This window comes from Meiothermus taiwanensis WR-220, assembly GCF_003568585.1.
Classification (GTDB): domain Bacteria; phylum Deinococcota; class Deinococci; order Deinococcales; family Thermaceae; genus Meiothermus; species Meiothermus taiwanensis.
Window position 1 is genome coordinate 1,449,853 of record NZ_CP021130.1, and the last position, 23,906, is coordinate 1,473,758.

Annotated in this window: 23 protein-coding genes; 6 read left to right on the forward strand and 17 right to left on the reverse strand. The window is 62.6% G+C overall.

The genetic code is table 11. The features are described 5' to 3' along the window. The first annotated feature begins 1 nt into the window (after position 1). Positions 2 to 436, forward strand: a complete 435-nt coding sequence (locus MTAI_RS07135; protein WP_036196832.1) for a phosphate-starvation-inducible PsiE family protein — start codon at positions 2 to 4, stop codon at positions 434 to 436. A gap of 33 nt (positions 437 to 469) precedes the next feature. Beyond that, positions 470 to 1,303 (forward strand): SDH family Clp fold serine proteinase, encoded by an 834-nt coding sequence (locus tag MTAI_RS07140; RefSeq protein ID WP_027886862.1) that lies wholly within the window; start codon positions 470 to 472, stop codon positions 1,301 to 1,303. On the opposite strand, the gene MTAI_RS07145 is transcribed toward MTAI_RS07140, so the two are convergent. The 17 genes from MTAI_RS07145 to metE form a co-directional block, all read right to left on the reverse strand. Next, positions 1,300 to 4,515: an AAA family ATPase gene (locus MTAI_RS07145; RefSeq protein WP_027886861.1), complete on the reverse strand. Its 3,216-nt coding sequence runs from the start codon at positions 4,513 to 4,515 to the stop codon at positions 1,300 to 1,302. The two genes, MTAI_RS07140 and MTAI_RS07145, sit on opposite strands and share 4 nt — an antisense overlap. A 15-nt stretch (positions 4,516 to 4,530) precedes the next feature. Continuing rightward, on the reverse strand, positions 4,531 to 5,064 hold the full coding sequence (locus tag MTAI_RS07150) for a GerMN domain-containing protein (protein ID WP_027886860.1): 534 nt from the start codon (positions 5,062 to 5,064) through the stop codon (positions 4,531 to 4,533). Next, a complete protein-coding gene (locus tag MTAI_RS07155; protein WP_223299668.1) occupies positions 5,061 to 6,296 on the reverse strand; it encodes an N-acetylmuramoyl-L-alanine amidase in 1,236 nt (411 codons plus the stop codon). Before MTAI_RS07155 ends, MTAI_RS07150 begins: the two co-directional genes overlap by 4 nt. A gap of 86 nt (positions 6,297 to 6,382) precedes the next feature. Further along, the gene (smpB, locus tag MTAI_RS07160) at positions 6,383 to 6,814 is read right to left on the reverse strand and encodes an SsrA-binding protein SmpB (RefSeq protein ID WP_027886858.1); all 432 of its coding nucleotides are present in this window, start codon (positions 6,812 to 6,814) and stop codon (positions 6,383 to 6,385) included. 121 nt (positions 6,815 to 6,935) lie between these two features. Continuing rightward, positions 6,936 to 7,523: a pyridoxal 5'-phosphate synthase glutaminase subunit PdxT gene (pdxT, locus tag MTAI_RS07165; protein WP_027886857.1), complete on the reverse strand. Its 588-nt coding sequence runs from the start codon at positions 7,521 to 7,523 to the stop codon at positions 6,936 to 6,938. Positions 7,524 to 7,626: 103 nt separating this feature from the next. Next, positions 7,627 to 7,983, reverse strand: a complete 357-nt coding sequence (locus tag MTAI_RS07170; RefSeq protein WP_027886856.1) for a hypothetical protein — start codon at positions 7,981 to 7,983, stop codon at positions 7,627 to 7,629. A 111-nt stretch (positions 7,984 to 8,094) separates the two neighbouring features. Then, positions 8,095 to 8,976, reverse strand: a complete 882-nt coding sequence (pdxS, locus tag MTAI_RS07175; protein ID WP_027886855.1) for a pyridoxal 5'-phosphate synthase lyase subunit PdxS — start codon at positions 8,974 to 8,976, stop codon at positions 8,095 to 8,097. A gap of 84 nt (positions 8,977 to 9,060) precedes the next feature. Next, positions 9,061 to 10,404, reverse strand: coding sequence for an acetyl-CoA carboxylase biotin carboxylase subunit (gene accC, locus MTAI_RS07180; protein WP_027886854.1), 1,344 nt, complete (start codon positions 10,402 to 10,404; stop codon positions 9,061 to 9,063). 24 nt (positions 10,405 to 10,428) lie between these two features. Next, positions 10,429 to 10,923 (reverse strand): acetyl-CoA carboxylase biotin carboxyl carrier protein, encoded by a 495-nt coding sequence (gene accB, locus MTAI_RS07185; protein WP_027886853.1) that lies wholly within the window; start codon positions 10,921 to 10,923, stop codon positions 10,429 to 10,431. 145 nt (positions 10,924 to 11,068) lie between these two features. Further along, positions 11,069 to 11,623: an elongation factor P gene (efp, locus tag MTAI_RS07190; RefSeq protein ID WP_027886852.1), complete on the reverse strand. Its 555-nt coding sequence runs from the start codon at positions 11,621 to 11,623 to the stop codon at positions 11,069 to 11,071. A 127-nt stretch (positions 11,624 to 11,750) separates the two neighbouring features. Next, positions 11,751 to 12,413 (reverse strand): phosphate signaling complex protein PhoU, encoded by a 663-nt coding sequence (gene phoU, locus MTAI_RS07195; protein WP_027886851.1) that lies wholly within the window; start codon positions 12,411 to 12,413, stop codon positions 11,751 to 11,753. Positions 12,414 to 12,435: 22 nt separating this feature from the next. Next, entirely contained in the window at positions 12,436 to 13,395 is a 960-nt protein-coding gene (locus MTAI_RS07200; protein ID WP_027886850.1) for a sensor histidine kinase, read from the reverse strand. Positions 13,396 to 13,404: 9 nt separating this feature from the next. Beyond that, positions 13,405 to 14,073, reverse strand: a complete 669-nt coding sequence (locus MTAI_RS07205; protein WP_027886849.1) for a response regulator transcription factor — start codon at positions 14,071 to 14,073, stop codon at positions 13,405 to 13,407. Positions 14,074 to 14,121: 48 nt separating this feature from the next. After that, positions 14,122 to 14,592, reverse strand: coding sequence for a DinB family protein (locus MTAI_RS07210; RefSeq protein WP_027886848.1), 471 nt, complete (start codon positions 14,590 to 14,592; stop codon positions 14,122 to 14,124). A 58-nt stretch (positions 14,593 to 14,650) separates the two neighbouring features. Continuing rightward, positions 14,651 to 15,037, reverse strand: a complete 387-nt coding sequence (gene rpsI, locus MTAI_RS07215) for a 30S ribosomal protein S9 (RefSeq protein ID WP_027886847.1) — start codon at positions 15,035 to 15,037, stop codon at positions 14,651 to 14,653. Continuing rightward, a complete protein-coding gene (rplM, locus tag MTAI_RS07220; protein ID WP_036196831.1) occupies positions 15,037 to 15,477 on the reverse strand; it encodes a 50S ribosomal protein L13 in 441 nt (146 codons plus the stop codon). The genes rpsI and rplM overlap by 1 nt, the downstream gene beginning before the upstream one ends. Before the next feature lie 211 nt (positions 15,478 to 15,688). Further along, positions 15,689 to 17,983, reverse strand: coding sequence for a 5-methyltetrahydropteroyltriglutamate--homocysteine S-methyltransferase (gene metE / locus MTAI_RS07225; RefSeq protein WP_027886845.1), 2,295 nt, complete (start codon positions 17,981 to 17,983; stop codon positions 15,689 to 15,691). 167 nt (positions 17,984 to 18,150) lie between these two features. Between metE and MTAI_RS07230 the strand changes: the two genes are divergently transcribed. The 4 genes from MTAI_RS07230 to lpdA all read left to right on the forward strand — a co-directional run bounded on the left by MTAI_RS07230 (position 18,151) and on the right by lpdA (position 23,832). Then, positions 18,151 to 18,435 (forward strand): 4a-hydroxytetrahydrobiopterin dehydratase, encoded by a 285-nt coding sequence (locus MTAI_RS07230; RefSeq protein WP_027886844.1) that lies wholly within the window; start codon positions 18,151 to 18,153, stop codon positions 18,433 to 18,435. Positions 18,436 to 18,506: 71 nt separating this feature from the next. Continuing rightward, positions 18,507 to 21,212, forward strand: a complete 2,706-nt coding sequence (locus tag MTAI_RS07235) for a 2-oxoglutarate dehydrogenase E1 component (protein WP_027886843.1) — start codon at positions 18,507 to 18,509, stop codon at positions 21,210 to 21,212. Positions 21,213 to 21,256: 44 nt separating this feature from the next. Continuing rightward, entirely contained in the window at positions 21,257 to 22,435 is a 1,179-nt protein-coding gene (gene odhB / locus MTAI_RS07240; protein ID WP_027886842.1) for a 2-oxoglutarate dehydrogenase complex dihydrolipoyllysine-residue succinyltransferase, read from the forward strand. A gap of 14 nt (positions 22,436 to 22,449) precedes the next feature. Beyond that, on the forward strand, positions 22,450 to 23,832 hold the full coding sequence (lpdA, locus tag MTAI_RS07245; RefSeq protein WP_027886841.1) for a dihydrolipoyl dehydrogenase: 1,383 nt from the start codon (positions 22,450 to 22,452) through the stop codon (positions 23,830 to 23,832). Positions 23,833 to 23,906 lie beyond the last annotated feature (74 nt).

The following is a 23,906-nucleotide window of genomic DNA, read 5'->3' on the forward strand; positions in this document are numbered from 1 at the left end:
GATGATCACCCAGAGAGGACTGCTCGAGCTGTTTAAAGTTGTTACCAGGGTTATCTTCAACCTGGTGCTGGTAGCCCTGTTGGTGGGATTGCTGGTCAGCGTGGCCCGCACCCTGCTGGATCTTGGCCTGGCGGTAAGCCAACCCACGGTGCGACTGGGCCTCAAAGATCTGGTGACCAACGTTTTGTCACTGGTGATTGTGCTTGAGCTGGTGCGGGCTTTTGTGGACTACTTCGAATTCGATCGCATCCGCGCCGAGATCCTGGTAGAAGTGGCCGTGGCCTTTGTGCTGCGCGAGATGATGCTGGGTTTGTTTTCCGGCGAAATCAAGGGCCTGGATGTTTTGGTGTGGAGCCTGGGCATTCTGGCCCTGATCGGGGCCAGGGCCCTGGCCATTGCCTTCCCATACGGCAAGGGGCCAACGCGGCCTGGCTAGTTCAAGGCGTGTATACTTGCTCGAGGAACCCCGATGGACATCTTCTTCCAGCTGTTCTGGTTGTTTTTCATCCTCTCGAGCCTGAGCCCCTACTTCAACCAGCAGATGCTGCTGGCGGCTCGCGCCCGTCGCATTACCGACCTCGAGCGCAAGCGCAAGAGCCGCGTCATCACCCTGATTCACCGGCAGGAGGGGTTTTCCTTTCTGGGGATTCCGTTTGCGCGCTACATCGATATCGACGATTCGGAGCAGGTCTTGCGGGCCATCCGTATGACCGACCAAAGCGTACCCATCGACCTTATCCTGCACACGCCCGGTGGGCTGGTGCTGGCTGCCGAGCAGATTGCCGAAGCCCTGCTTAAGCATCCCGCCAAGGTGACGGTGTTTGTACCGCACTACGCCATGTCGGGCGGAACCTTAATCGCCCTGGCCGCCGACGAGATCGTGATGGATCCAAACGCGGTGCTGGGGCCGGTGGATCCTCAGCTTGGGCAGTATCCGGCTGCCTCCATTTTGCGGGTGCTGGAACAGAAGCCCATCGCCGAGATCGACGACCAGACCCTGATTATGGCCGACGTGGCGCGCAAAGCCCTTTCCCAGGTAAAACGTACGGTGGCCGGGCTGCTGCGCAAACACTTCGATGAGCAAAAAAGCCAGGAGCTGGCCGAGCTGCTTTCCCAGGGCACCTGGACGCACGACTACCCCATCAGTGTGGAAGAAGCCCGCAGCATGGGTCTTCGGGTCACAACCGAGATGCCCCTGGAAGTTTACGAGCTGATGAGCATGTACCCCCAGCCGCGCGGGGGTAAGCCCAGCGTGCAGTACGTACCCCTGCCCTATGGGCGGGAGGAGCCCAAGCATCGCTAGGCCAGGGCCTCCTCGCGCTTGATGCTATACACCCGGCTCACACCCTTCTCGCTGGTTACGCCGTACAAGGCATCGCAGGCCTCCATGGTGCGCTTCTGATGGGTCACCAGGATGAACTGGGTCTGGTGCTTGAAGTGCTGCAAGAATCGGCAGAAGCGCTGGATGTTGGCCTCGTCCAGGGGGGCATCCACTTCGTCCAGCACGGCGATGGGGAGGCCGCTGCTCCCCTCCCCCACCTCCGAGAGGGCGAACAAAAAGGCCAGGGCCCCCATGGTGCGCTCGCCCATGGAAAGCAGGTTCAGGCTGGCCGTGCGCTTGCCGGCGGGTTTGAGGACGAGCTCGAGGCCCTGTGCGGAACGCTCGAGCTCCACTTCCGCATCCAGCAAAGCCTCGGCGTACTGGGCAAACTTCTCCTTGAACACCCCATAGACCTGCTGCATCCGCTCGCGGTAAGCCGCAGACACCTGGTGTAGCTCGGCCTCGAGCCTGCGCACGGCCGCCTCGGACTCCTGCAGGGCCACCTCCAGCCTGGCGATCTCCTCGCTCAGCAAGGCGTATTCCTGTTCGGCCAGGTGATTGACCGGGCCAAGTGCTTCCAGGGCCGCCTCGGTCTCGGCCAGGGCCCGGGCCAGGCTGCGCGAGGAGCCCTCCTCTAGCGGGCCGGGGGGCAGCTCGCAAAGCTCCTGCTGCAGGGTCTCGATGGTGGCCTCGCGGCGGGCCTGGGTTAGATGGAGGGCCTCGAGGTCGGAGAGCAGGGCGTTGGTGCGGGCGATCAGGCGGGTTTCTTCCTCGGAGAGCGCGCGGGTACGGCCTCGAGCCTCGCGCAGCCGTTCTTCTAGGTGGCTCAGGCTGAGCTCGGCCCTGGCCTGTTCAAGCGCGCCTTTGCGCGACTGGAGGCCAACAAGCTGCTGCCCAAGCTCAGCCTGTTCGCCGCGCAGGCGCTGTAAGCGAGCCTCGAGCTCGGCGATCTCGTTCTGAGCCATTGCGTAACGCGCCTGCTCTTCCTGGTAGCGCTGCCAGCGGGCCTCGGCTTCGCGCTGCTGGACAAGCTGGGCACTGAGGGCCTCCCGCTCGTTGCGCAGGGCCTCGAGGCGCTGGGGGTTGGGGGGCAGCACCGGCTCGGGGGGCTGGGGTGGTTGTCCCGCTACGGGCAGCCGGGCCAGGCCTTTGCGAATGGCTTTCAACTCGGAGTCCAGCTCGGTCTGGCGGCGCTGGAGCTGGGCCAGGTTGAGACCGACCAGCTCGGCCCGCAGGGCCTCGGCCTGGGCGGCCAGGGCCCGGGCCTGGGCTTCGAGGCGTTCAGCCTCGCCCTGGGTGTCGTGAAAACGCCGGCGCAGGGCCAGCATCTGGCCGCCTTTTTGCAGGCGCCCACCGGTAATGGCACCGCTGGTCTCGAGCAGCTCGCCCTCCAGGGTGACCATGCGCGGATGATCCGGGTGCTGCCGCACCAGGGCCAGGGCTGCCTCGAGGTACTCCAGCACCAGCGTCTCCCCGAGCAGGGTGGGAAGGGCCTCAGGGCAGAGCGGGAGCCGCACCAGGTGGCGGGCCATCCCCACCACGCCAGGGGTTCCTGCCCAGGGGAGACGCTCGTGGCGCGCTCGAGGGGGCTTGAGCAGGGTACGGGGCAGAAAGGTGGCCCGCCCCCCCTGCTGCTTTAAGTACTGCACAGCGGCCTGGGCAGCCCGCTCGTCTTCACACAGCACCCACTGCATGCGCGCCCCCAGGGCCACCTCAATAGCAAGTTCCAGGCCCGCCGGTACTTCGATTAAGTCGGCCACCACACCCATCAGACCGGGAATGCCCGAGGCCCGGGCCCGCTTGGGGCCCTCGGCCAGGTCGGCACCGGAGCGCAGCAGGGCTTCCAGACGCTCCGCCTCAGCGCGAGCAGCGCGGGCCTCGCTGCGGGCCCGCCCTTCCTGCTGAACCAGCTCGTTGAGCCGGCTGCGCAGGGCGCTTTCCTGGAGCTGCACCTGGGCCAGCTCTGCCTGGAGGGCTGCCCGTTCTGCTTCAAGCCGGGTCTGATCGGCCTCCAGCGCCGCCCGCTGGGCCAGCATCTGTTCAAAACTGGCCTTTTGGGCTTCGTAAGCGGCCTGGGCTTGCAAAAAGCGCTCATAGGCTTTCTGGGCTGCGCGAATCTGGTTCTCTTCGTTCTGAATGGCGGATTGAAGCTCACTGAGTCGCTGTCGCAGGTCTTGCAAAACCTCAGGGGTAGGCGGGGCTTCGGCTGGGGCGATGGGGGCCTGCAGGCTACGCAGTCGGGCGAGCCGGGTTTCGCTCTCCCCTACCTCCCCGGCTATCCGGCGCAGCAGGCCTTCCAGCGAAGCTCTTTCCTGCTCAACCAGCTTTAGCTCACCACCCAGGGCCTCGGCCTGCCGCAAGGCCTCGCTGTGGGCATTCTGGGCAGCTTCCAGGGCCTCCAGGGCCTGTTCCTTCTCCTTTTCAAGGGTTTGCAAGCGCTGGGTGATTTCAGCCTGCTCGCGTTCCAGGGTCTGGGCTTTTTGCTGGGCGCTTTTTACTTCTTGCTCGGCCTCACGGATACGGGCGGCCAGGACACTGCGTCGCAGCAGCAGCGCACGCGCCGCCAGCAGAGCCGCTTGGCGCGAGGCCTCGGCTTGCTGAGCTTTTTCCGAGGCAGCGGCTTTGCGCTCGAAGAGCTCCTGGGCGCGGGCCTGGAGCTCGAGGGTGGCGGTCTGCAAGCGTTCATGGGCAACTTTGCTGGCTTGTGTAACCGCCCGCAGGCCGGCGGCCTCCTCCAGGTAGGCCAGCAGCACCTCAGGGCCGGCCTGCAGGATCTGCCCAACCTCGCCCTGTCCCACAATGGCGTACCCAGTTCGCGAAAGTCCGGTTCCCATCAGGGCTTGCTCGACCTGGCGCAGGGTGCTGCGGGCATTGTTAAGGCGGATTTCGCTGCTGCCGTCGCGCTCGAGGCGCCTGCTCAGGCTAACCCGTCTGCCGTTGCCGCCCAGCTCGAGCCCAACCTCGGCGAAGCCGAGCGGGGGCCTGCCATCCGAGCCGTGAAAGAGCAGGGCCTGGGCCTCATCCCCCCGCAGCTCCCTGGCTCGAGCCCCCACCACCCAGCGCAGGGCCTCGACCAGGTTGCTCTTGCCCGAGCCGTTGGGCCCCACGATGCCGTAAACACCCGGGCCAAACTCGAGGCTGGTGCGCTCACCAAACGATTTAAAACCTTGTAGAAAAAGCCGTTCAATCTTCATAGTGTGGCGCAGCCGCTACCGGCCGGCGCGCTTGAAGGGATCCAGCAGTGAGAGGTGCCCGAGGCTTTCCACCTCCCGGCCCTCCAGAAGAAACTTGACCTGCTCCACTTCCCTAAACTCCAGCAGGGTGCTGGCCATGCCGTAAATAAGGGCGGCTTCGCCAGCGGTGCCGTAGCCCAGCCGCGCATAGGCCGCCGGTAAGTCTACCAAAGCGGTACCATTGCGCAAAAACACCGTGGGAGCAGGGGTGCCGGCAGGAACTAATGGCGCGGCACCTGGAATTTGCGGCCCGCGCACCAGCTCCTGCATAACCCGCCCCAGGGTGTACTCGCCTTCGGCCACCTGGATGGTGCGCTCCTCAACCACCAGACCATCCCCGGTATCCTTGGCAAAGTACAGCCGGATGATGCGCGAGCCCTGGTTGTCCAGGTCGGAGGGTAGGTTGAGCGACCTCGAGCCACCATCGTCCTGCTGGGCCCATAAAGCCCAGCCACCCAGCAGCAGAACCAGCAGGCCCAGCAGGTTGGTTAGGGTTAAAAAGCGTCTCATGGCCGGGTGCCTCCGCTGGAAGAGGCCAGGCCCATATAGGTGCGCACTGCTCGAGCCAGCAGCTCGGCCACCTGGGCCCGCGCCTGGGATGTGCGGAGCTGCTCAACGCCCACCTCAACCAAAACCGCCGCCCCGCCGGCCATGGAGAGTACGTACATAGCCTCCTGGCTGGTGTTGGCCACAACTCCGGCTGTGGCAAAGCTCTCTGCGAGAGCCTGAGCCAGCCGGGCTGCCGAACCCGGCGCCGCCACATAGCGTTCCAGTATGGCCCGCTGGGCGGCTGGGCTGCGAACCGAGAGCTCGCGGCCTTTTTCCAGCAGCCGCAGGGTTTGAATCTCGGGGTGGCTGAATATGCTTACCTGATTGCCAGGTGCTGCGTGCAGGCTGATAAACACCTGGGCGGTTGTGGCATACTGGGCCCTTGCCAGCAGGGGCACGGCCTGATCACCGTTGCGCGTGAGCACCACCTCGGCCTGGCCCTGCAGAAGCCTTTGCAGTTGTTGAACCACCGAGAGCACCAGGTCTTTTTCCCGCAAGCCCCCCACCACCACCCCGGCATCGGCGCCGCCATGCCCGGCATCGAGCACTATACGCGGCAGCCGTGTTATTGGGCCCCGCTCCACCACGACCTGCTGCGGCAAAAACATCAGGCGGGGTGGGTCGTTGCCCTGGGGCAGGTAGATCTCAGTGCCCCAGTTTTCTTTGCTAAAACTGATGGCCGAGGCGGCGGGGGCGTCCGGCACCTCGGTCACCCCAATCATGGCCAGGCGGGGCGGGTTGTTGGCCAGGAGCCGTACCTGCACATCCCGGTCGAAACGCAGGATGTAGCGCTCGCTCGAGCCTGCCATAACCCGTTGCACCTCCAGCAACCGAGCCGGGCGTAGGGCCAGCACCGGGGCACCGTAATCGTTGCGATAGTACAGATCCAGCACCCGGGCCAGCTCGCGAACCGGCACCCACAGGCCGTCCTGGCTTCGATAAGCGTTGAGCTGCCGCACTGCATCGGCGCCCTGGCTGCTTACAGTAAAGGCCGCCACCCGACTCCCCAGGCTCAGGTAGACTTTGTCGGAGGCCTCGAGGTAGCCCAGGCCCAGGGCTTCGGCAATGAACTTAGCCGGGCCATAGGCCACCGAATCACCACCTGGGTAGATGGCCTGGCTCTCCTGCCCGCCCACCAACAAACGGCCCTCATACTGGGCCCAGGCCAGGCTGAACAATATGGTTAACACCATCCATGTGCGCTGCATCCCAAGTCCAATCGCCACAGTTTTACTCAGCCTGCATTAGAAGCGCAAGTACGGTAGCGGGTCGCCCCAACCTACCAGCTTTCGAGTTCCCGGCGCACGGCAAGCTTTTTGTCATCGGCCTTTTTCTGATAGGCTCGCTTGCCTCGAGCCAGCGCCAGCAACAATTTGGCCTTGCCCCGCTCGTTGAAATAAATCTTGAGCGGTACCAGGGTGAGGCCTTTTTGCTCAACCCGCGCCTTCAGTTTGTCGAGTTCATGCCGGTGTAGCAAGAGCTTGCGCAGGCGGCGCGGATCGTGGTTGGCATAGCCGCCCTTTTCGTATGGGGCAATGTAGAGGTTCTCGAGAAACAACTCCCCGTTTTGAAAGCGCGCAAAAGTACCGGTAAAGTCGACCTGGCCGGTTCGGATGGACTTCACCTCGGTGCCCTTTAGGGCCAGGCCGGCCTCGAAGGTCTCCAGTATCTCGTAGTCGTGGCGCGCTTTGCGGTTTTCGAGTCCGGCCATAGGGCTATTTAGTCTACCAGGTTTGCTAGCGCACTCCCTCTTCCGGGCCTGAAGCAAGGGAATCCGTCATCAGAAGCAGCATTTGTGATTATATTCACGATGTAAAGTGCTCGTGAATAATCTATGCACCTACGGTCTTGCACTCCTCAACAAACTTTTCATGCACCCTCGGATCCTCACCCAGCTCCGGATGAAAGGTGCTGGCCCATATCTTTCCGGAACGTACCAGCACCGGCGAACCCTCAAAGCTGGCCAACACTTCAACCCCCTCACCTACTGCCAGAATACGGGGGGCCCGGATAAAAAAGGCCGGGAAAGGCCGGTCGAAACCCTCAATGTGCAGGTCGGTTTCAAAGCTGTCCACCTGCCGCCCATAACCATTGCGCTGAACTGTAATATCCAAGCATCCCAGGCGGGGCTGGTCGGGGAACTGGGGTATATGTTTGGCCAGCCAGATGGCCCCCGCACAAGTACCCCATATCGCCAGACTTCCAGCCTGTACGCGGGCCCGTACCGATTCCTCGAGGCCATACTCCCTGGTCAGCATGCCAATGGTGGTGGACTCCCCACCTGGCACAATCAGGCCTGCCAGGCCTTCGAGGTGCTGGGGCAGGCGCACTTCCACCACCTCCACCCCGAGGGCCTCGAGCATCCGCCTGTGCTCACGCACGTCTCCCTGGATAGCTAAGACTCCAACTTTCACGCCCATGATATTACTCCACCCGCCGCGCGGTGCTAATGCCGGGCCGGTCTGTATTTTGTTATTTTATTCACTATATCTATCGCTCGTGAATATATTATTTGATCCAGCCCTACGCCGGAATGGTTACCAGGCTACGGGCTGCGCTGTGCTGGCTCTCTTCGGCCTCAGCCTTGAGCAAATGTTTCTCGTTTTCCTCACCCAGGGCCTTCAGCAGGCGTTCGCGCGAGACAAACTCGCCCCCCAGCATGTAGCAGAAACCCTGCTTACCCAAGACCACCACATAGCGGAGCCCTTGGTGGTTCCGCACAAAGGTATTGTGCCGCATGGCAAAACGGTGCATCTTAGCCAGGGCCAGCTGTTCGCGCTCCAGGCGACGCTGGTGCAGCATGGGTATTAGCCAGAGAGCCAGAAAAACCCACAGGGCCGTGAGGCCAAAAATAACCAGGCCAAAAGTTTCTGGGCGCATTGTGTTACAAGTATATAACTACATGTAACGGTTTTTGTAACGAAGGCGCTACTTGAACCCAGTCAAATACCCCCCACCGCCTGGTGAGGGGTAGTGATGCCCGCCTGGACACTACCAACCGCGCCTGGCCAGTTTTTCCTCTTCTGAGAGGAAGTCCAGGTTGATGCCCACCATGGGTTCCCCCAGGTCTTCAGAAACCTCAGCCAGCACCTCGGGGTTGTTGTAGTGGGTAACCGCGCGCACGATGGCCCGGGCCCGCTTGCGGGGGTCGCCGGACTTGAAAATCCCGGAGCCCACAAACACCCCGTCCATACCAAGCTGCATCATGAGGGCTGCATCGGCCGGGGTAGCCACGCCACCTGCGGCAAAGTTCACCACCGGAAGCCGGCCGTTTTCGTGCACCCAGAGCACCAGCTCGTACGGTGCGCCGTGGTTCTTGGCATAGGTCATCAGCTCTTCACGGGGCAGCGCCTGAATCTGGCGGATTGCCCCCAGAACGCTACGGGCGTGGCGCACAGCTTCCACCACATTGCCAGTACCGGCTTCGCCCTTGGTGCGGATCATGGCAGCCCCCTCACCAATGCGCCGCAGGGCTTCGCCGATATCGGTGGCCCCGCAGACAAAAGGCACCTTAAAGGCGTGTTTGTCGATGTGGAAGGACTCATCGGCCGGGGTGAGCACCTCGGACTCGTCGATGAAGTCAACCCCCAGGGCCTCGAGGATCTGGGCTTCAACCGTGTGCCCGATCCGGCATTTCGCCATCACCGGGATGGAGACCGCGCTCATGATTTCCTTGATCAGTTTGGGATCCGACATGCGCGCAACCCCACCCTGGGCGCGAATATCCGCTGGCACACGCTCGAGGGCCATCACCGCCACAGCCCCGGCCTCCTGGGCGATCTCGGCCTGCTGCGCATTGACCACATCCATAATCACGCCGCCCTTGAACATCTCAGCGAATCCGGTCTTGATTCGCAGGGTACCCTTCTCCATAACTACCTCCAACTGCGTAGAATAACCTTTTTTTATGCACAATCCCAGTGTCCGGCCACAGTCGGCGCAAGCCCCGCCGCTCTGCTAGTCGGACATCCGGGTGCTGACAAAATTGGTGTAAATCGCCCCCCGCTTATAGAAAGCGTTGTCCATGACCTTCAGGTGAAAGGGCACGGTGGTCTTAACCCCAGGCCCCTCGATGACCGTTTCGGCCAGGGCCCGCCGCATACGGGCGATCGCCTCTTCGCGGTTTTCACCGTGCACAATGAGCTTGGCTACCAAGGAGTCGTAGTGGGGTGGGATGGTGTAGCCAGCGTATAGGTGCGAGTCCACCCGCACGCCCGGGCCGCCCGGGAAGTGCAGCGTCTCGATCTTACCGATGCTCGGACGGAAGTCTTTCTCGTAATCCTCGGCATTAATGCGGCACTCGATAGCGTGGCCCTGCAGTTTAATCTCGTCCTGTTGCAAAGTGAACGGCTCCCCCGCAGCAATTTTGATCTGCCACTTGACCAGATCAAGCCCCGAGACCATCTCTGAAACACAGTGCTCCACCTGGATCCGGGTGTTCATCTCCATAAAGTAGTAGTTGCCATCCGGGTCCACGATGAACTCGAGGGTGCCCGCCCCCTGGTAGTTGACGTATTTGGCTAAGCGCACCCCGGCGGCCAGAATCTCCTGGCGTAAAGGCTCCTCCAGGCGGCTCGGGGCTTCTTCGATGAGCTTTTGGTTGCGGCGCTGAATGGAGCAGTCCCGCTCACCGACGTGCACCACATGGCCCTTGCCATCCCCCAGCACCTGCACCTCAACATGGCGGAAGAGCTCGATGTACTTCTCCAGAATCAGCGCTGGGTCGGAAAAGTAGTTCTGGGCCTCGACCTGGGCCTGGGCAAAAGCCGTTTTCATCTCCTCGGAGGAGCGCACCACCTTCTGGCCCCGGCCACCCCCTCCCGCGCTGGCCTTGAGCAGCACCGGATAGCCGATCTGCTCGGCGGCCTCGAGGGCTTCCTCCACCGAACGCAACACACCTGTGCCGGGTACGGTGGGTACATTGGACCTGGCCGCGATCTCCCGGCCACCGGCCTTGGAGCCCAGGCTGTGCATAGACTCGGGGGTCGGGCCTATGAAGACGATGCCGTGGTCGCGGCACATCTCGGCAAACTGGGGGTTTTCGGCCAGAAAACCATACCCTGGGTGGATGGCTTCGGCGCCGGAGATGATGGCCGCAGACAGGAGGTTTGGAATGTTCAGGTAGCTCTGAGCGGAGGGCGGAGGGCCGATGCAGATGGCCTCGTCCGCCAGCAAAACCGGCAAGGACTGGCTGTCGGCCTCGCTGTGGGCCACCACCACCTTGACCCCTAGCTCCCTGGCTGCCCGCAAGACCCGCAGGGCAATCTCACCTCGGTTAGCCACCATTATTTTCTTGAACATAGCACCTTCTATCCGTTGGACTGTTCAGGCCGGTTCAATCAGGAAAAGCACCTGGCCGTATTCGATGGGCTCACCATTAGAAACCAGGATTTTGCGCACCACACCGGACACTTCGCTTTCTATCTCGTTCATGAGCTTCATGGCCTCGATGATGCACAAAACCTGCCCCTTCTTGACCATATCACCTTCTTTGACAAAGGGCTCGGCCTCGGGAGAGGGAGCGCGATAGAAAGTACCGACGATGGGGGCTTTTACTTCGACGTATCTGCTGGTGTCCTCCTTGGGTGCCTCGGGCTTGGGTGTGGGTGCTGGGGTGGGGTTTTCAGCCTGGGTCTGGACAGACGGGCTCGAGGTCGGAGCCGCCTGGGGCTGGATGACCACCGGAGCAGGTGCGGCCACGTACTGCACCTCCCCACCTCGCTTGACTGTTAGTTTGTAGTCGGGGGTCTCGAGGGTCAGCTCGGCCACCTCATGTTCTTGCAAGGCTTGGAGGATCGATTTGAGTTCCTTTGCATTCATGACTGCCTCCGAAACAGCACTAACCTAAACTAGCTTCCTAAGTAGCCTATAGAAGTATAAAGCCACGGGGTTGGCTTGACCCTACCGCCGCCTCCAACAAAAAACACTTGCCGCAAGGCAAGTGTCAGCAGCGAGCCCCCAAAGTTCAGGCCCGACCCAGGTACTCCCCGCTACGGGTATCTACCCGGATGACCTCCCCGACCTCGACGAACAGCGGCACCTGCACCACGGCCCCGGTCTCGAGGGTGGCGGGCTTGGTACCACCAGAGACGGTATCGCCGCGCACCCCTGGGGGAGTGTCAATAATTTTGAGCTCCACCGAGGCGGGTAAGGTGATGTCCAGCGGACGGCCGTTGTACATAGCACCCTGCACGGTCATGCCTTCTTTGAGAAACTTGGTGGCCTCAGAAATCTCCCGCGGTACATGGAACTGCTCGTAGGTTTCCAAGTCCATGAATACCAGCTCGTCGCCTTCCGGGTAGAGGTACTGAAGATCCTTGGTCTCGACGTAGATATCCTCGAGCTTCTCACCGGAGTTGAAAGAACGCTCGACCGTGGCCCCGGTCTCGAGGTTCCTGAACTTAGCCACCACTTTAGCGCCGCCACGCCCAATTTTCTGGTGCTGGTACTCAATGCACTGCCACAGCGCCCCATCCATTTTGACTTTGGTTCCGTTGCGGAGATCCGTTACGCTAATCATCTATTCCTCCTCGTACCCAAAGCAAAAGTCTACAGGATGAAGCAGCCAAAGAAAAGGTGAGGGCGGTAGCCCGCGAAGCAGGAAACCACCCCCTTCTTTGCGGTGCAGGATTCAAGCGCAAATGGCATCAGTAGATGTCTTCGGGCTTTTTCTCCATCTTTCCGGTAAGCCAGTAGATAATGCGTTCCGAGATGTTCTCGAGATGGTCGCCCAGCCGCTCGTAGCTGCGGGCCACCCGGCCCAGCGTGAGGGCCTTGGTGATGGTGCGGGGATCCTCCATCATATAGGTCAGGAGCTCGCGCGAGACCTCTTCGTAAAGCGCATCAATCTCGTCGTCGCGGCGGAACACCTCTTTGGCCGCCTCAATGTCCCGCTCGGCGAAGGCCTTCGAGATCAGATCCAGCATGAGGGCCAGGCGGCGCCCCATATCGGGGAGGGTGATGTAGTTTTTGAGCGGCGGCTCCTTGGCCAGCACAATTACGTCCTCGGCAACATGGGCCGCATAGTCTGCGGCCCGCTCGAGGTCGGTCAGGGCCTTGATAATGGTAAAGGCGAAGCGTAGATCGGAGGCCACCAGGCTCTGCCGGGCAATCAGGGTGATGGTTCTGGATTCGATCTCCAGCTCCATGGCATCTACCTGCGCATCTTGCGAGATGATCTCCTGCGCCAGGCGCGGATTTTGATCGCCAAGCGCTTTGGCGCTTTTCTCGGTCATATCGCGCACCAGCGAGATCATGCGGATGGTCTGCTCGGTGAGCTGGTTGAGTTCCCGGTCTAAAACTTCACGCATATGGACTCCTTATACATCTAGTTTACGCAGGCACCTGGGTTGCGGAGTGGTCTGGGGTGGCCCCAGCTCCAATCGGAAAGGTCAGGCCAAAGGCGTTGCCGTCCTCGAGGGCACGTCCGTAGGCGGTACCGCCCCAGCCTGCGGCCAGCCGGCGCACCAGGGCCAGCCCAAGACCGGTGCCCCGCACGTTGGCGGCATGCATACCCCGCTGCCCCGCTATAAACAGCCGTTCAAAGTCTGCAAGGGGCTGGCCCTGGTTGCGAACCTCGAGCCATACCCCCTGGTTGTTCTGGCCGCTCTCCACAACGATTTCCGAGCCCGTGCCGTACTTGATGGCGTTGTCGAGCAGGTTGAGCAGGGCCTGGTACACCGCGTCCGGGTTGGCCCAGACGGTATGGGGTATTTGCCAGCGAATCCAGGCCGACTTTTGTGCCAGCTGGGGTGCCAAAAAACGCTCCAGGCGGCCTTGCAATTCCTCGAGGGCAAAGGTTCGGTTCTGCGAGGGGCGGCGGTTGAGGGGGAGATCCTCGACCAGCCGGCGCAGGCGGTGGGTCTCCTGATACAGCATCTGCAGGGCTTCCTGGGCCTCGGATTCGGAAAGGCCGTTTTGCAGCGCCTCCAATAGCGAAAGCATCCCGGCCACCGGGGTGCGAAACTCGTGGGCCAGTACCCGGCTGGACTCCTCGAGCGCCTCGGCCCGCTGAAGTTCCTCGGTTTTATCCCACAGCAGCAGCACACCCGGCACTGCCTTGATCCAGAGGGTGCGGTTGCGGGTCTCGAGGGTGGCCTCCCCACCCACCCGGCACAGCGCCTCGAGCTTATGGTCTCGCAAGGCCAGCAGCAATGAGCGGCCCAGCACCTTGTCGCGCTCTACCTCCAGCAGCTGAGCCGCCACCGGATTGAGATAAACCACCCTACCTTCAGCGTGGACGACCACCCCCTCACGGGCCACTTCCCAAGCCATCTGCAAGAGGGGCTCCATCACGCAGGCTCACTCCCTGAAGCGATACCCAACCCCCCGCAGGGTTTCCAAAAAGCGTGGGGCCTTGGGGTCTTCGCTCAGTTTATCGCGCAGCTGGGCGATGTGTTGATCCACCGTCCGGGCCGTACCCAGAAACTCCTGACCCCAGACCCGCTCAAGGAGTTCCTCACGGGTATAAACCCGCCCCGGGTGCCGCGCCAAAAAAGCCAGCAGTTCAAACTCCCGCCGGGTGAGCTCGAGGCTGTGACCATCTAAAAACGCCTGATGCCGCTCCAGATCGAGGCTCAAGGCCCCGCGCTCGAGGCGGCCGCTCTTGCCAACGCGGCGCAGCAAGGCCTGCACCCGTGCGATGAGCTCAGGGGTGGAGAAGGGCTTTGTCAGGTAGTCGTCAGCTCCGCAGGTCAGCCCCTTGACGCGATCCTGCTCGCCGGCCCGGGCAGTCAGCATCAGCACCGGTAGCTGCTCGTAGCGCCCATCACGGCGCAGGCGCTCCAGCAGGCGCAGACCGGGTTCATCCGGTAGCATCCAGTCCAGTATGACCAGATCGGCGGCCGGCATCTTATCCCAGGCTTCGGCAGCCGTGGCTGCTTCCAGCACCTGGTGCCCGGCCTTCGAGAGCGAAAGGCGAAGCCCCAGGCGCACAGAGGGTTCGTCCTCGACCAGCAGTAGTTTCGACATCCCTATTTAGTGTAGCCGTGATTTGGTCAGCTAAATGTCATGCGGCATTTAGAGCCTAAAGAAACCAATCAGGTGTGCGGATGGGGGCTGGAGGCCCAGGAGCCTCATCTGGCTGGCCAGCTGGCCTCGGTGAAAATGGGCGTGGCTGGTAAAGTGTAAGACAATCTCGGCCACGGTGTTGGTGGCGGTTCCGCCCGAGTAGGCATAGGTGATGCGGGCATCCGGGTCGGCGGCCTCGAGCCCGCTTTTTCGCTTTGCAGCCACCTGCTGCCAGAGTTCGTGCAAAACCTCGAGGGGGGCTGGGCTGGCTGGGGTTTGCACAACCGCGCATCCCAGCAAGCGCTCGAGCCAGGTGGCCTCGGCCCAGACCATATGGGCTGTGGTCGCTGATATGCTGGGGAACGAACCACCTACCGCTCGCTGGGCCTGTTCCGGAGAAAGCGCCAACAAGGCCGGCCACCACTGGGCCCAGAGCCAGTCGTGAGCAGCCACCACGCGCTCGAGTTCTGCCTTATCCATGGTCAGCCAGCATACAAAAAATCCCCACCCGAGGGTGGGGGTTCGAGCGCACCAGCGTTCAGCGTTTGCTGTACTGCGGAGCCCTACGGGCTTTGTGCTTGCCGTATTTCTTGCGCTCCACCTCGCGCGGGTCGCGGGACAGCAGGCCGGCTGGTTTGAGCTTGGCCCGCAGATCGCTGTTGTAGTTGACCAAGGCCCGGGCGATGCCAAGCTGGATGGCATCCACCTGGCCGGCCTTACCACCGCCGCGCACGGTAATAAAAGCATCAAAGCGGTTGGTGGCATCAACCCGGCGCAGGGGCTCGAGGGCCGTTACAGCCTTAACCAAACCACCAAAGTAATCGGCAAAAGGGATGCCGTTGATCTCAACCTTACCGCTGCCAGGGCGCAAGAACACCCGGGCCACACTGGTCTTGCGGCGGCCCGTTCCGTAGTACTGTTCCATTATTCAACCTCCATCTTTACGGGTTTCTGGGCCGCATGGGGGTGGGTGGCTCCGGCGTAAACTTTTAAGCGGCGGAACATAATATTGCCGAGGGTGCCTTTGGGAAGCATCCCTTTAACCGCGCGCTCCACCGCCTTGACCGGTTTTTCGGCCAGCATCACAGCAGCCACAGTTCGCTTCAGGCCGCCGGGATAACCGGAGTAGCGGGTATAGACCTTGGTTCGGGGCTTGGAGCCCGTCAGCACCACTTTATCCGCGTTGATCACCACCACGCAGTCGCCCATAGCCATGTTGGGGGTGAAGTCGGGTTTGTGCTTGCCACGCAGTATTGCAGCAATTTTTGAAGCCACCCGACCAATGGGCTGGCCTGCGGCATCGATGAGCACCCAGCCGGGTTCTTTGGGTTCAGGCACGTAGGTCTTGAACACTGCTGTCTCCATTTTTGCGCCAGCGCCTACCAACGCTGTCGCAGATTGTGATTTGCCTTTGTTTGGGTGGCTCGGGGCGACCAGCCCAAAAAAGGCGCCAGCGAGGAGTATAGCACAGCGTTTTGGCGCTTTGCAATCGAGGCTTGACCAAGAGGGAAGCCAGTGGAGCCTCTTTCGCGTGGCTCGGATTGCTCACAAGAGGAAGCCCGCTATCCGGCCGCTCCTACGCGCTGGGCAGCAGGGAGCGGGCCTGGTGCGCCGCCTCCACCATGTTGCGCAAAGCCGCCTGGGTCTCCGGCCAGCCCCGGGTTTTGAGGCCGCAGTCCGGGTTGACCCAGAGGTTCTCGGCGGGGATGACTGCGAGGGCCTTCTGGATGAGACGCACGATCTCCTCGACGCTCGGCACCCGCGGGGAGTGGACGTCGTAGACCCCAGGGCCGATCTCGTTGGGGTAGCGGAACTTGCCGAAGCCGGCCAGGAGCTCCATGTCCGAGCGGCTGGCCTCGATGGTGATCACATCGGCGTCCATGGCGGCGATCTGCGGCAGGATGTCGTTGAACTCGGAGTAGCACATGTGGGTGTGGATCTGGGTCTCGTCGGCTACCCCCGAGGCCGCCAGGCGGAAGGCCCGGGTGGCCCACTCCAGGTACTCTTCCTGCTGGGCTCGCCGCAGGGGCAGCCCCTCGCGCAAGGCCGGCTCGTCGATCTGGATGATCCCGATCCCGGCGCGCTCGAGATCCTGCACCTCGTCGCGGATGGCCAGGGCGATCTGGTAGGCGGTGAGGAAGCGGGGCTGGTCGTCGCGCACGAAGGACCACTGCAGCAGGGTCACCGGCCCGGTGAGCATCCCCTTGACCGGCTTTTGGGTGAGGCTCTGGGCGTAGGTGGCCCAGGAAACCGTCATCGGCCGGGGGCGGGCGACGTCCCCGTAGACAATGGGCGGCTTGACGCAGCGCGAGCCATAAGACTGCACCCAGCCGTTCTCGGTGAAGCAGAACCCCTCCAGCTGCTCGGCAAAGTACTCGACCATGTCGTTGCGCTCCGCCTCACCATGCACCAAGACATCCAGGCCCAGTTCCTCCTGGACGGCGATGGCGTGGGCAATCTCTCGCTTCATCGCCGCCTCGTACTCCTCCCAGGAAAGCTTGCCCCGCTTGTAGGCCGCCCGTGGGGCGCGGATCCCAGGGGTCTGGGGGAAGGAGCCGATGGTGGTGGTGGGCAGGAGGGGCAGGTCGAAGCGGGCCCGCTGGAGGGCCCGGCGCACCTGGAAGGGGGAGCGGCGCCGGTCGGCGTCCGGGGGAAGGTTTTTCAGGCGCTCGGCCACCGCCGGGTTGTGCACCCGGGGGCTGGTTTGCCGCGAGGCCAGGGCCCGGCGGGCCTCGGCCAGAGCGGGCTCGGCCGCGGGGTCTCCCAGAAGAGCCTGTTGCAGGGTTTTGAGTTCGCCGAGCTTCTCCTGCGCGAAGGCCAGCCAGCTGCGCAGCTCGGGGTCGAGCTGGGTCTCTTTTTCCAGGCTATAGGGTACGTGCAAAAGCGAAGCGGAGGGGGCGAGCCAGAGTTCCTTGCGGCGCGCCAGCACCGGGCGGAGCAGGGCCAGGGCGGCCTCGAGGTCGGTGCGCCAGACGTTGCGCCCGTCCACGATCCCCAGCGAAAGCACCCGTTCAGACGGCAGCCGCTCGGCCGCGGGGAGGGCCTCTTCCCGGGCCCGCACCGCGTCGATATGCAGCCCGGCCACGGGGAGCTCGCAGGCCAGCTCGAGGTTCTCCATGAGCGGGGAGAAGTAGGTGGCGAGGAGGATGGGAATACCCGCCGCGCCCAGCCGCCGGTAGGCCGGCGCGAAGGCCACCCGCCACTCAGGGGAAAGATCCAGGCCGAGGATGGGCTCATCGAGCTGAACCCAGGCCACCCCCTCATCCCTGAGCCGAGCGAGCAGGGCTTCGTACACCGGAAGAAGGCGCTCAAGAAGCTCCAGCCGGCTGAACCCCGGGGCCTTCTCCTTCCCGAGCCACAGGAAGGTCAGGGGGCCCAATAGAACCACCTTGATGGGATGCCCAAGGGCCCTGGCCTCCTCGATCTCGCGGAAAAGCCGCTCGCTTCTAAGCGCGAACTCCGTCTCGGGGAGGAACTCCGGCACCAGGTAGTGGTAGTTGGTGTCGAACCACTTGGTCATCTCCAAAGCTGGCCGGCCGGCTTGCGGATCCTCCCCATCGCGGGCCAGGCCCCGGGCCATAATAAAGTAGCGGTCGAGCTCCGGCTCATCCCCCCGGAAGCCGAAACGGGCCGGCTCGCAGCCCAGCCACTGGAGGTGGTTGGCCACGTGGTCGTAGTAGGCGAAGTCGCCGACGGTGAGAAAAGCCAGTCCGGCCTCCTTCTGCAGGGCCCAGTGCTGGGCCCTGAGCTGCCGACCCACCGCCTCGAGCTCATCCGCGCCGATCTCGCCCCGCCAGTACTTCTCCAAAGCGAACTTGAGCTCGCGCCGGGGCCCAATACGAGGAAAACCAAGGATATGGGTGAGGATCATCGTCGGCCTCCACGAGAAAAGAGGATAGCACAACCTCTGAGGAGCTCGGGCAAACTGCTTCAGGAGCTATCGGAGAAAAAGCAATGCGAGCCGAGATCGAGCTTTTCATATCCCGCCTCATTCTGAGGGGCCCAAAAGGCGTAACGTAGTGGAGAGGAGGTGTGCTTATGGCGGCCAAGCTCAGCGAGAAAGAGATCGAAAACGCTTTGAAAAACCTGCCTGGATGGCATCTCACACAGGGGCGGATCGAGAAGACTTACGACTTCGATTCCTACGCCCATGGGGTAAGTTTTGCGGTCAGGGTGGCGCTGCTGGCGGAAAAAACCAACCACCACCCCGACAGCCTGGAGATCATGTGGGGCCGGGTTAGGGTGGCTTACGTAACGCACTCCGCAGGGGGGGTGACACCGCTCGACCTCGAGGCTGCCGCACAGGTAGATACCCTGGCCTAAGGGTAGCCAGGCGGACGGTGAGCCGATACGTTTTTTTGGGCCAGAACCTAGTAGACTAGGGAATCGTGAGTATGGAACGGTCTATCGATAGTTCGAATCTGGCTTTCCTCGAGGCGCTGTACCAGGAGTACGAAAAGAACCCGGCCTCCATTCCGGCGGAGTGGGCGAGTTATTTCCAGAAGGTTCAGCTCGAGCCCACCGGCAATGGCCTAGCGGAACGACAACCGATCCACGAGGCCTCGCTCGCCGAGCTGGCCTCGTTTTTCTTGCGGGCTGTGCGTTTCCTGCGCACCTACCGTGAGCGGGGGCATCTGATTGCCCGCATCGACCCTTTGGGGCGGGAACGCCGCACACCCCCTGAGCTCGACCCCAGCTTCTTTGGACTGAGCGAGGCCGACCTCGACCGGCCCATCCCTGCAGAACTCGGGGCCCCGACGCTGCGAGCCGTGCTGGAACAGTACAAGGCCCGCTACGGGGGCACGGTGGGCATCGAGTACGGCCACCTCGACGATCCGGTGGTTCGCAACTGGATTGAGGCCCGCCTGGCCTCGGGCTTTCCAAAGCCCACCCCCGAGCAGAAAAAAAACATCCATCTACGCCTGATGCAGGCCACGCTCTTTGAGGAGTTCCTGCAGAAGAAGTACCTGGGGGCCAAAACCTTTAGCCTCGAGGGCACCGAGTCGCTGATACCCCTTCTGGATATCGCCCTCGAGAACGCAGCCCGGCAGGGGGTGGTGGAGGTGGTAATGGGCATGGCCCACCGGGGCCGCCTGAACGTACTGGCCAATGTGGTCAAAAAACCCATGCGGGACATCTTCCTGGAGTTTGAAGAGCACTTCCCCGAGGGCTACCACGGCGATGTGAAGTACCACCTGGGCTATTCCAACGATATCGAGACCCCTTACGGCAAGCTGCATTTGTCGCTCAATTTCAACCCCTCCCATCTGGAGTTTGTGGCCCCGGTGGCTATGGGCCGTACCCGTGCCAAGCAAGACCGCTTTGGGGATGTCAAGCGCGAAAAAGGGATGCTCTTGCTGGTGCACGGCGATGCCGCATTTATCGGTGAAGGCATCGTGCAGGAGACGCTCAACATCTCCGGCCTGCCGGCCTACACGGTGGGCGGGGCGCTGCATATCATCCTGAACAACCAGGTGGGCTTCACCACCGAACCCCACGAGTACACCGCCGGGCGTTACTCCACCGAGATCGCCAAGATGGTGGAATCCCCCATCTTCCACGTCAACGCCGAAGACCCCGAGGCCCTGGTGGGCGTGGTGGCCCTGGCCATGGACTTCCGCAAGGAGTTCAAGCGGGATGTCTTCATCGACCTGATTGGCTACCGCAAGCGCGGCCACAACGAAACCGACGAGCCAAGCTTCACCCAGCCCAACATGTACCGCCGCATCGCGGCCAAGAAGCCCCTGTACCTGAGCTACCAGGCCAAGCTCGAGCAGGAGGGCCTGTGCACCCCCGAAAGCTGCGAAGCCCTGGCTAAACAATATCAAGACACCCTCGAGGCCGCCTTCTCGGGGGCCCGACGGGAACCCACACCCACCCGCCCCCCTGCCGGTGGTGGGGTCTGGAAAGGCTATCTGGGCGGCCCGGAGGAGGGCGTTCCCGACCCCGAGACCGGGGTTGCCACAGAGAAGCTCGCAGCCCTGATGGAGGGGCTTACCCGCCTGCCCGAGGGTTTCCATCTACACCCCAAGCTGGTGCGGTTCGTGGAAGCCCGGCGTGAGATGGGGCTGAACAAGCGCCCGCTGGACTGGGCCGCCGCCGAGATGCTGGCCTTTGCTTCGCTGGCAGTGGAGGGGCACCGGGTGCGCATCTCCGGGCAGGATGTGGTACGGGGAACCTTTACCCAGCGCCACGGCGGTTACACCGACCATATCACGGGGGAACGGTATATTCCGGCCAACCACCTAGCCGAGGGGCAGGCCCCGGTGGAGCTGTACAACTCGGCCCTCTCAGAGGCAGGGGTGCTGGGCTTTGAGTACGGCTATAGCCTGGATATGCCCGAGGCCCTGGTGGCCTGGGAAGCCCAGTATGGCGACTTCGTCAACACCGCGCAGGTGATCATCGACCAGTTTATCGCCTCGGCCGAGGCCAAGTGGAGCCGCCTTTCGGGCATCGTAATGTTGCTCCCACATGGCATGGAGGGGGGCGGCCCCGAACACAGCAGCGCCCGCCTCGAGCGCTTCTTGCAGCTCTGCTCCAACGACAACATGCAGGTCACCTACCCCACCACCCCAGCCCAGTACTTCCATCTGCTGCGCCGCCAGGTGGTGCGGCCCTGGCGCAAACCCCTCATTGTGATGACCCCCAAGAGCCTCCTGCGCAACCCCGATGCGGTCTCCCGCCTCGAGGAGCTAGCGCAGGGCCGGTTCCAGCGCGTACTGGCTGGTACCCCCAACAGCAAAGCAAAGCGGATCCTACTCTGCTCGGGTAAGGTTTTCTATGACCTCGAGGCCGCCCGCAAAGCTGCCCAGAAAAACGACGTGGACATTGTTCGCCTCGAGCAGCTCTACCCCTTCCCAAACAAGGAGCTCGAGGCCGCCCTGGCCCCCTACCCCGAGCCAACCGAGGTGGTCTGGGTGCAGGAGGAACCCGCCAACATGGGGGCCTGGTGGTTTATCCGCGCCCGCTTTGGCGACCGCATATTTGGGCACCCGCTGCGCGTGGTGGCCCGGCCCGAGTCCAGCAGTCCGGCGGTGGGCTCCAAAAAGGTGCACGATAAAGAGCAGCAGGCGATCGTTTCGGCAGCCCTGGGGCTCTAGGAGAGCGAGATAAGGTAAAGTTACCCTGCTTGAGTGGAGACAGTATGGCCTTAGAACTAAAAATACCTGCAGTTGGCGAGTCCATCACCGAAGTTGAGATCGGCCAGTGGCTTAAGAAGGAAGGGGACACGGTTAAGGTCGACGAGCCCCTGGTGGAACTGGTTACCGATAAAGCCACCCTCGAGCTACCCGCGCCGGTGGCCGGGCGGCTGAGCAAAATCCTCATCCCCAGCGGACAGGCCAAGGTGGGCGATGTGGTGGCCCTGCTGGAAGAAGGTGCCGCCGAGGCCTCGAGCAGCGCCCCTACCCAGAGCGCACCCGCCCCCAGCCAGGCCGCAGTCACCGAAAGCAAGGTGATGCCAGCGGCCGAGCGGTTGGCGGCGCAGGCCGGTTTACAGGCCTCGAGCATCCCTGGAAGCGGCCCCGGCGGCCGGGTCTTGAAAGAAGACGTGCAGCGAGCGGTAGCCACACCGCCCCCCGCCCCACAGCCCGCGCCCAGCGCCCCACCCGTGCAAAAGGGCGAACGCCGTGAGGATGTGGTGCCCATGACCCCTCTGCGCCGCCGCATCGCCGAGCGCTTGCTGGCGGCTAAGCAGAACACCGCCATGCTCACCACCTTCAACGAGGCCGATATGAGCGCGGTGATGGAACTGCGCAAAGAGTACGGCGAGGCCTTCCAGAAAAAATACGGCTTCAAGCTGGGCTTTATGAGCTTTTTTGTGAAAGCAGTGGTGCAGGCCCTGCAGGAAATTCCCCAGCTCAACGCGGAAATCCGTGGGACGGAGATCGTTTACCACCGCTACTACGACATCGGTATTGCCGTGGGCGGGGGCGAAGGCCTGGTGGTGCCGGTGATTCGCGATGCCGATCGGCTCTCGATGGCCCAGATTGAAGCGGTAATTGCCGACTTCGGGGCCCGGGTGCGGGAAAAGAAAATCAAGCCCGAAGAGCTGATGGGTGGCACCTTTACCATCACCAACGGTGGCATCTACGGCTCGCTCAACTCCACGCCCATCCTCAATCCACCCCAGGTGGGTATTCTGGGCATGCACGCCATCGTCGAGCGTCCGGTCGCCAAAAACGGCGCGGTGGTCATCCGCCCCATGATGAACCTGGCGCTGTCTTACGATCATCGCATTGTGGATGGACGCGAGGCCGTCACCTTCCTCAAGCGCATCAAGGAACTCATCGAAAACCCGGTACGCCTAACCCTGGAAATCTAACTTTGTGAGGAAGTATGCCCAGACATCAACTGGTGGTCATCGGTGCGGGGCCCGGTGGGTATGTGGCGGCCATTAAGGCAGCCCAGCTTGGTTTGGATGTGGCCTGCGTGGAAAAGGAGCAGGCCCTGGGTGGCACCTGCCTGCGGGTGGGCTGCATACCCTCTAAAGCCCTCTTGGAAGCGAGCGAGAAAATCCACGCCGCACAACACAACCAGATCATCGGCGCCAAAATCGGCCAGGTCGAGCTGGATCTAGCAGCTCTGATGGCCCACAAGGACAAGGTGGTCAAAGCCAACACCGGGGGCGTGGAGTACCTGTTTAAGAAAAACAAAGTTACACGCTACCTGGGCCATGGCACGATTCTCACCCCCAATAAGGTGCGGGTCGAAGGCCCCGAGGGGGTGCAGGAACTCGAGACCGAGCGCATCCTGATTGCGACAGGCTCCAAGCCGGCCCCCCTCAAAGGGGTTGAGCTGGACTATGAGATTGTGGGCACCTCGGATCAGGCCATCGCCTACCCCCACGTGCCCGAGCACCTGGTGGTGATCGGGGGTGGGGTGATCGGCCTCGAGCTTGGCTCGGTCTGGAACCGCCTGGGGGCCAAGGTAACAGTGCTGGAGTATCTCCCCCACATCCTGGGGGGCATGGACGGCGAGGTGGCCCGAGCCGCCGAAAAGATCTTCAGGAAACAGGGCCTGGAGATCCGCACCGGTGTCCGGGTGACTGCGGCTTACGCCAAGGATGGTAAGGGCGTTGTGGAGTACGAAGGCGGCGAACCCTTGGTGGCCGACCGGGTTCTGCTGGCCACCGGACGAATCCCCAACACCGATGGGCTGGGCCTGGAAAACGTGGGCCTCAGCACCGACGAGCGGGGCCGGATTCCCGTCAACGCCCATTACCAGACTGCGGTGCCCAGCATCTTTGCAATCGGCGACGTGATCGCTGGCCCCATGCTGGCTCACAAAGCCGAAGAAGAAGGTTACGCGGCTGTGGAGTACATGGTGACGGGCTATGGTCACGTCGACTACAACTCCATACCCAACGTGGTCTATACCCACCCCGAAATTGCCTCGGTGGGCAAAAGCGAAGAGGAGCTCAAGGCGGCGGGTGTGCCCTATAAAAAAGGCTCCTTCCCCTTCTCGGCCAACGGCCGGGCTCGAGCCATGAATGATACCGACGGCTTCGCGAAAATTCTGGCCCACGCCGAGACCGACCGCATTCTGGGGGTGCACATCATCGGACCTCGAGCAGGCGATCTGATAGCCGAGGCGGCCGTGGCCATGGCCTTCCACGCTTCTGCAGAGGATCTGGCCCGCGCCTCCCACGCCCACCCCACCCTGGCTGAGGTGCTCAAGGAAGCTGCGCTAGCCACCTGGGATAAGCCGCTTCATATCTAGGCCCAGCCGCTCGGAGCTAAAACCGAACCACCCAGGTCACAGCCGGCAACACGCTGGGCGAGCTGCGAACCTGG

Bases quoted from the DNA above. Each gene is read 5' to 3' on its own strand.
- MTAI_RS07135 (WP_036196832.1), top strand. From the start codon at position 2: ATGATCACCCAGAGAGGACTGCTCGAGCTGTTTAAAGTTGTTACCAGG.
- MTAI_RS07140 (WP_027886862.1), top strand. From the start codon at position 470: ATGGACATCTTCTTCCAGCTGTTCTGGTTGTTTTTCATCCTCTCGAGC.
- MTAI_RS07145 (WP_027886861.1), bottom strand. From the start codon at position 4,515: ATGAAGATTGAACGGCTTTTTCTACAAGGTTTTAAATCGTTTGGTGAG.
- MTAI_RS07150 (WP_027886860.1), bottom strand. From the start codon at position 5,064: ATGAGACGCTTTTTAACCCTAACCAACCTGCTGGGCCTGCTGGTTCTG.
- MTAI_RS07155 (WP_223299668.1), bottom strand. From the start codon at position 6,296: ATGGTGTTAACCATATTGTTCAGCCTGGCCTGGGCCCAGTATGAGGGC.
- smpB (WP_027886858.1), bottom strand. From the start codon at position 6,814: ATGGCCGGACTCGAAAACCGCAAAGCGCGCCACGACTACGAGATACTG.
- pdxT (WP_027886857.1), bottom strand. From the start codon at position 7,523: ATGGGCGTGAAAGTTGGAGTCTTAGCTATCCAGGGAGACGTGCGTGAG.
- MTAI_RS07170 (WP_027886856.1), bottom strand. From the start codon at position 7,983: ATGCGCCCAGAAACTTTTGGCCTGGTTATTTTTGGCCTCACGGCCCTG.
- pdxS (WP_027886855.1), bottom strand. From the start codon at position 8,976: ATGGAGAAGGGTACCCTGCGAATCAAGACCGGATTCGCTGAGATGTTC.
- accC (WP_027886854.1), bottom strand. From the start codon at position 10,404: ATGTTCAAGAAAATAATGGTGGCTAACCGAGGTGAGATTGCCCTGCGG.
- accB (WP_027886853.1), bottom strand. From the start codon at position 10,923: ATGAATGCAAAGGAACTCAAATCGATCCTCCAAGCCTTGCAAGAACAT.
- efp (WP_027886852.1), bottom strand. From the start codon at position 11,623: ATGATTAGCGTAACGGATCTCCGCAACGGAACCAAAGTCAAAATGGAT.
- phoU (WP_027886851.1), bottom strand. From the start codon at position 12,413: ATGCGTGAAGTTTTAGACCGGGAACTCAACCAGCTCACCGAGCAGACC.
- MTAI_RS07200 (WP_027886850.1), bottom strand. From the start codon at position 13,395: ATGGAGCCCCTCTTGCAGATGGCTTGGGAAGTGGCCCGTGAGGGGGTG.
- MTAI_RS07205 (WP_027886849.1), bottom strand. From the start codon at position 14,073: ATGTCGAAACTACTGCTGGTCGAGGACGAACCCTCTGTGCGCCTGGGG.
- MTAI_RS07210 (WP_027886848.1), bottom strand. From the start codon at position 14,592: ATGGATAAGGCAGAACTCGAGCGCGTGGTGGCTGCTCACGACTGGCTC.
- rpsI (WP_027886847.1), bottom strand. From the start codon at position 15,037: ATGGAACAGTACTACGGAACGGGCCGCCGCAAGACCAGTGTGGCCCGG.
- rplM (WP_036196831.1), bottom strand. From the start codon at position 15,477: ATGGAGACAGCAGTGTTCAAGACCTACGTGCCTGAACCCAAAGAACCC.
- metE (WP_027886845.1), bottom strand. From the start codon at position 17,983: ATGATCCTCACCCATATCCTTGGTTTTCCTCGTATTGGGCCCCGGCGC.
- MTAI_RS07230 (WP_027886844.1), top strand. From the start codon at position 18,151: ATGGCGGCCAAGCTCAGCGAGAAAGAGATCGAAAACGCTTTGAAAAAC.
- MTAI_RS07235 (WP_027886843.1), top strand. From the start codon at position 18,507: ATGGAACGGTCTATCGATAGTTCGAATCTGGCTTTCCTCGAGGCGCTG.
- odhB (WP_027886842.1), top strand. From the start codon at position 21,257: ATGGCCTTAGAACTAAAAATACCTGCAGTTGGCGAGTCCATCACCGAA.
- lpdA (WP_027886841.1), top strand. From the start codon at position 22,450: ATGCCCAGACATCAACTGGTGGTCATCGGTGCGGGGCCCGGTGGGTAT.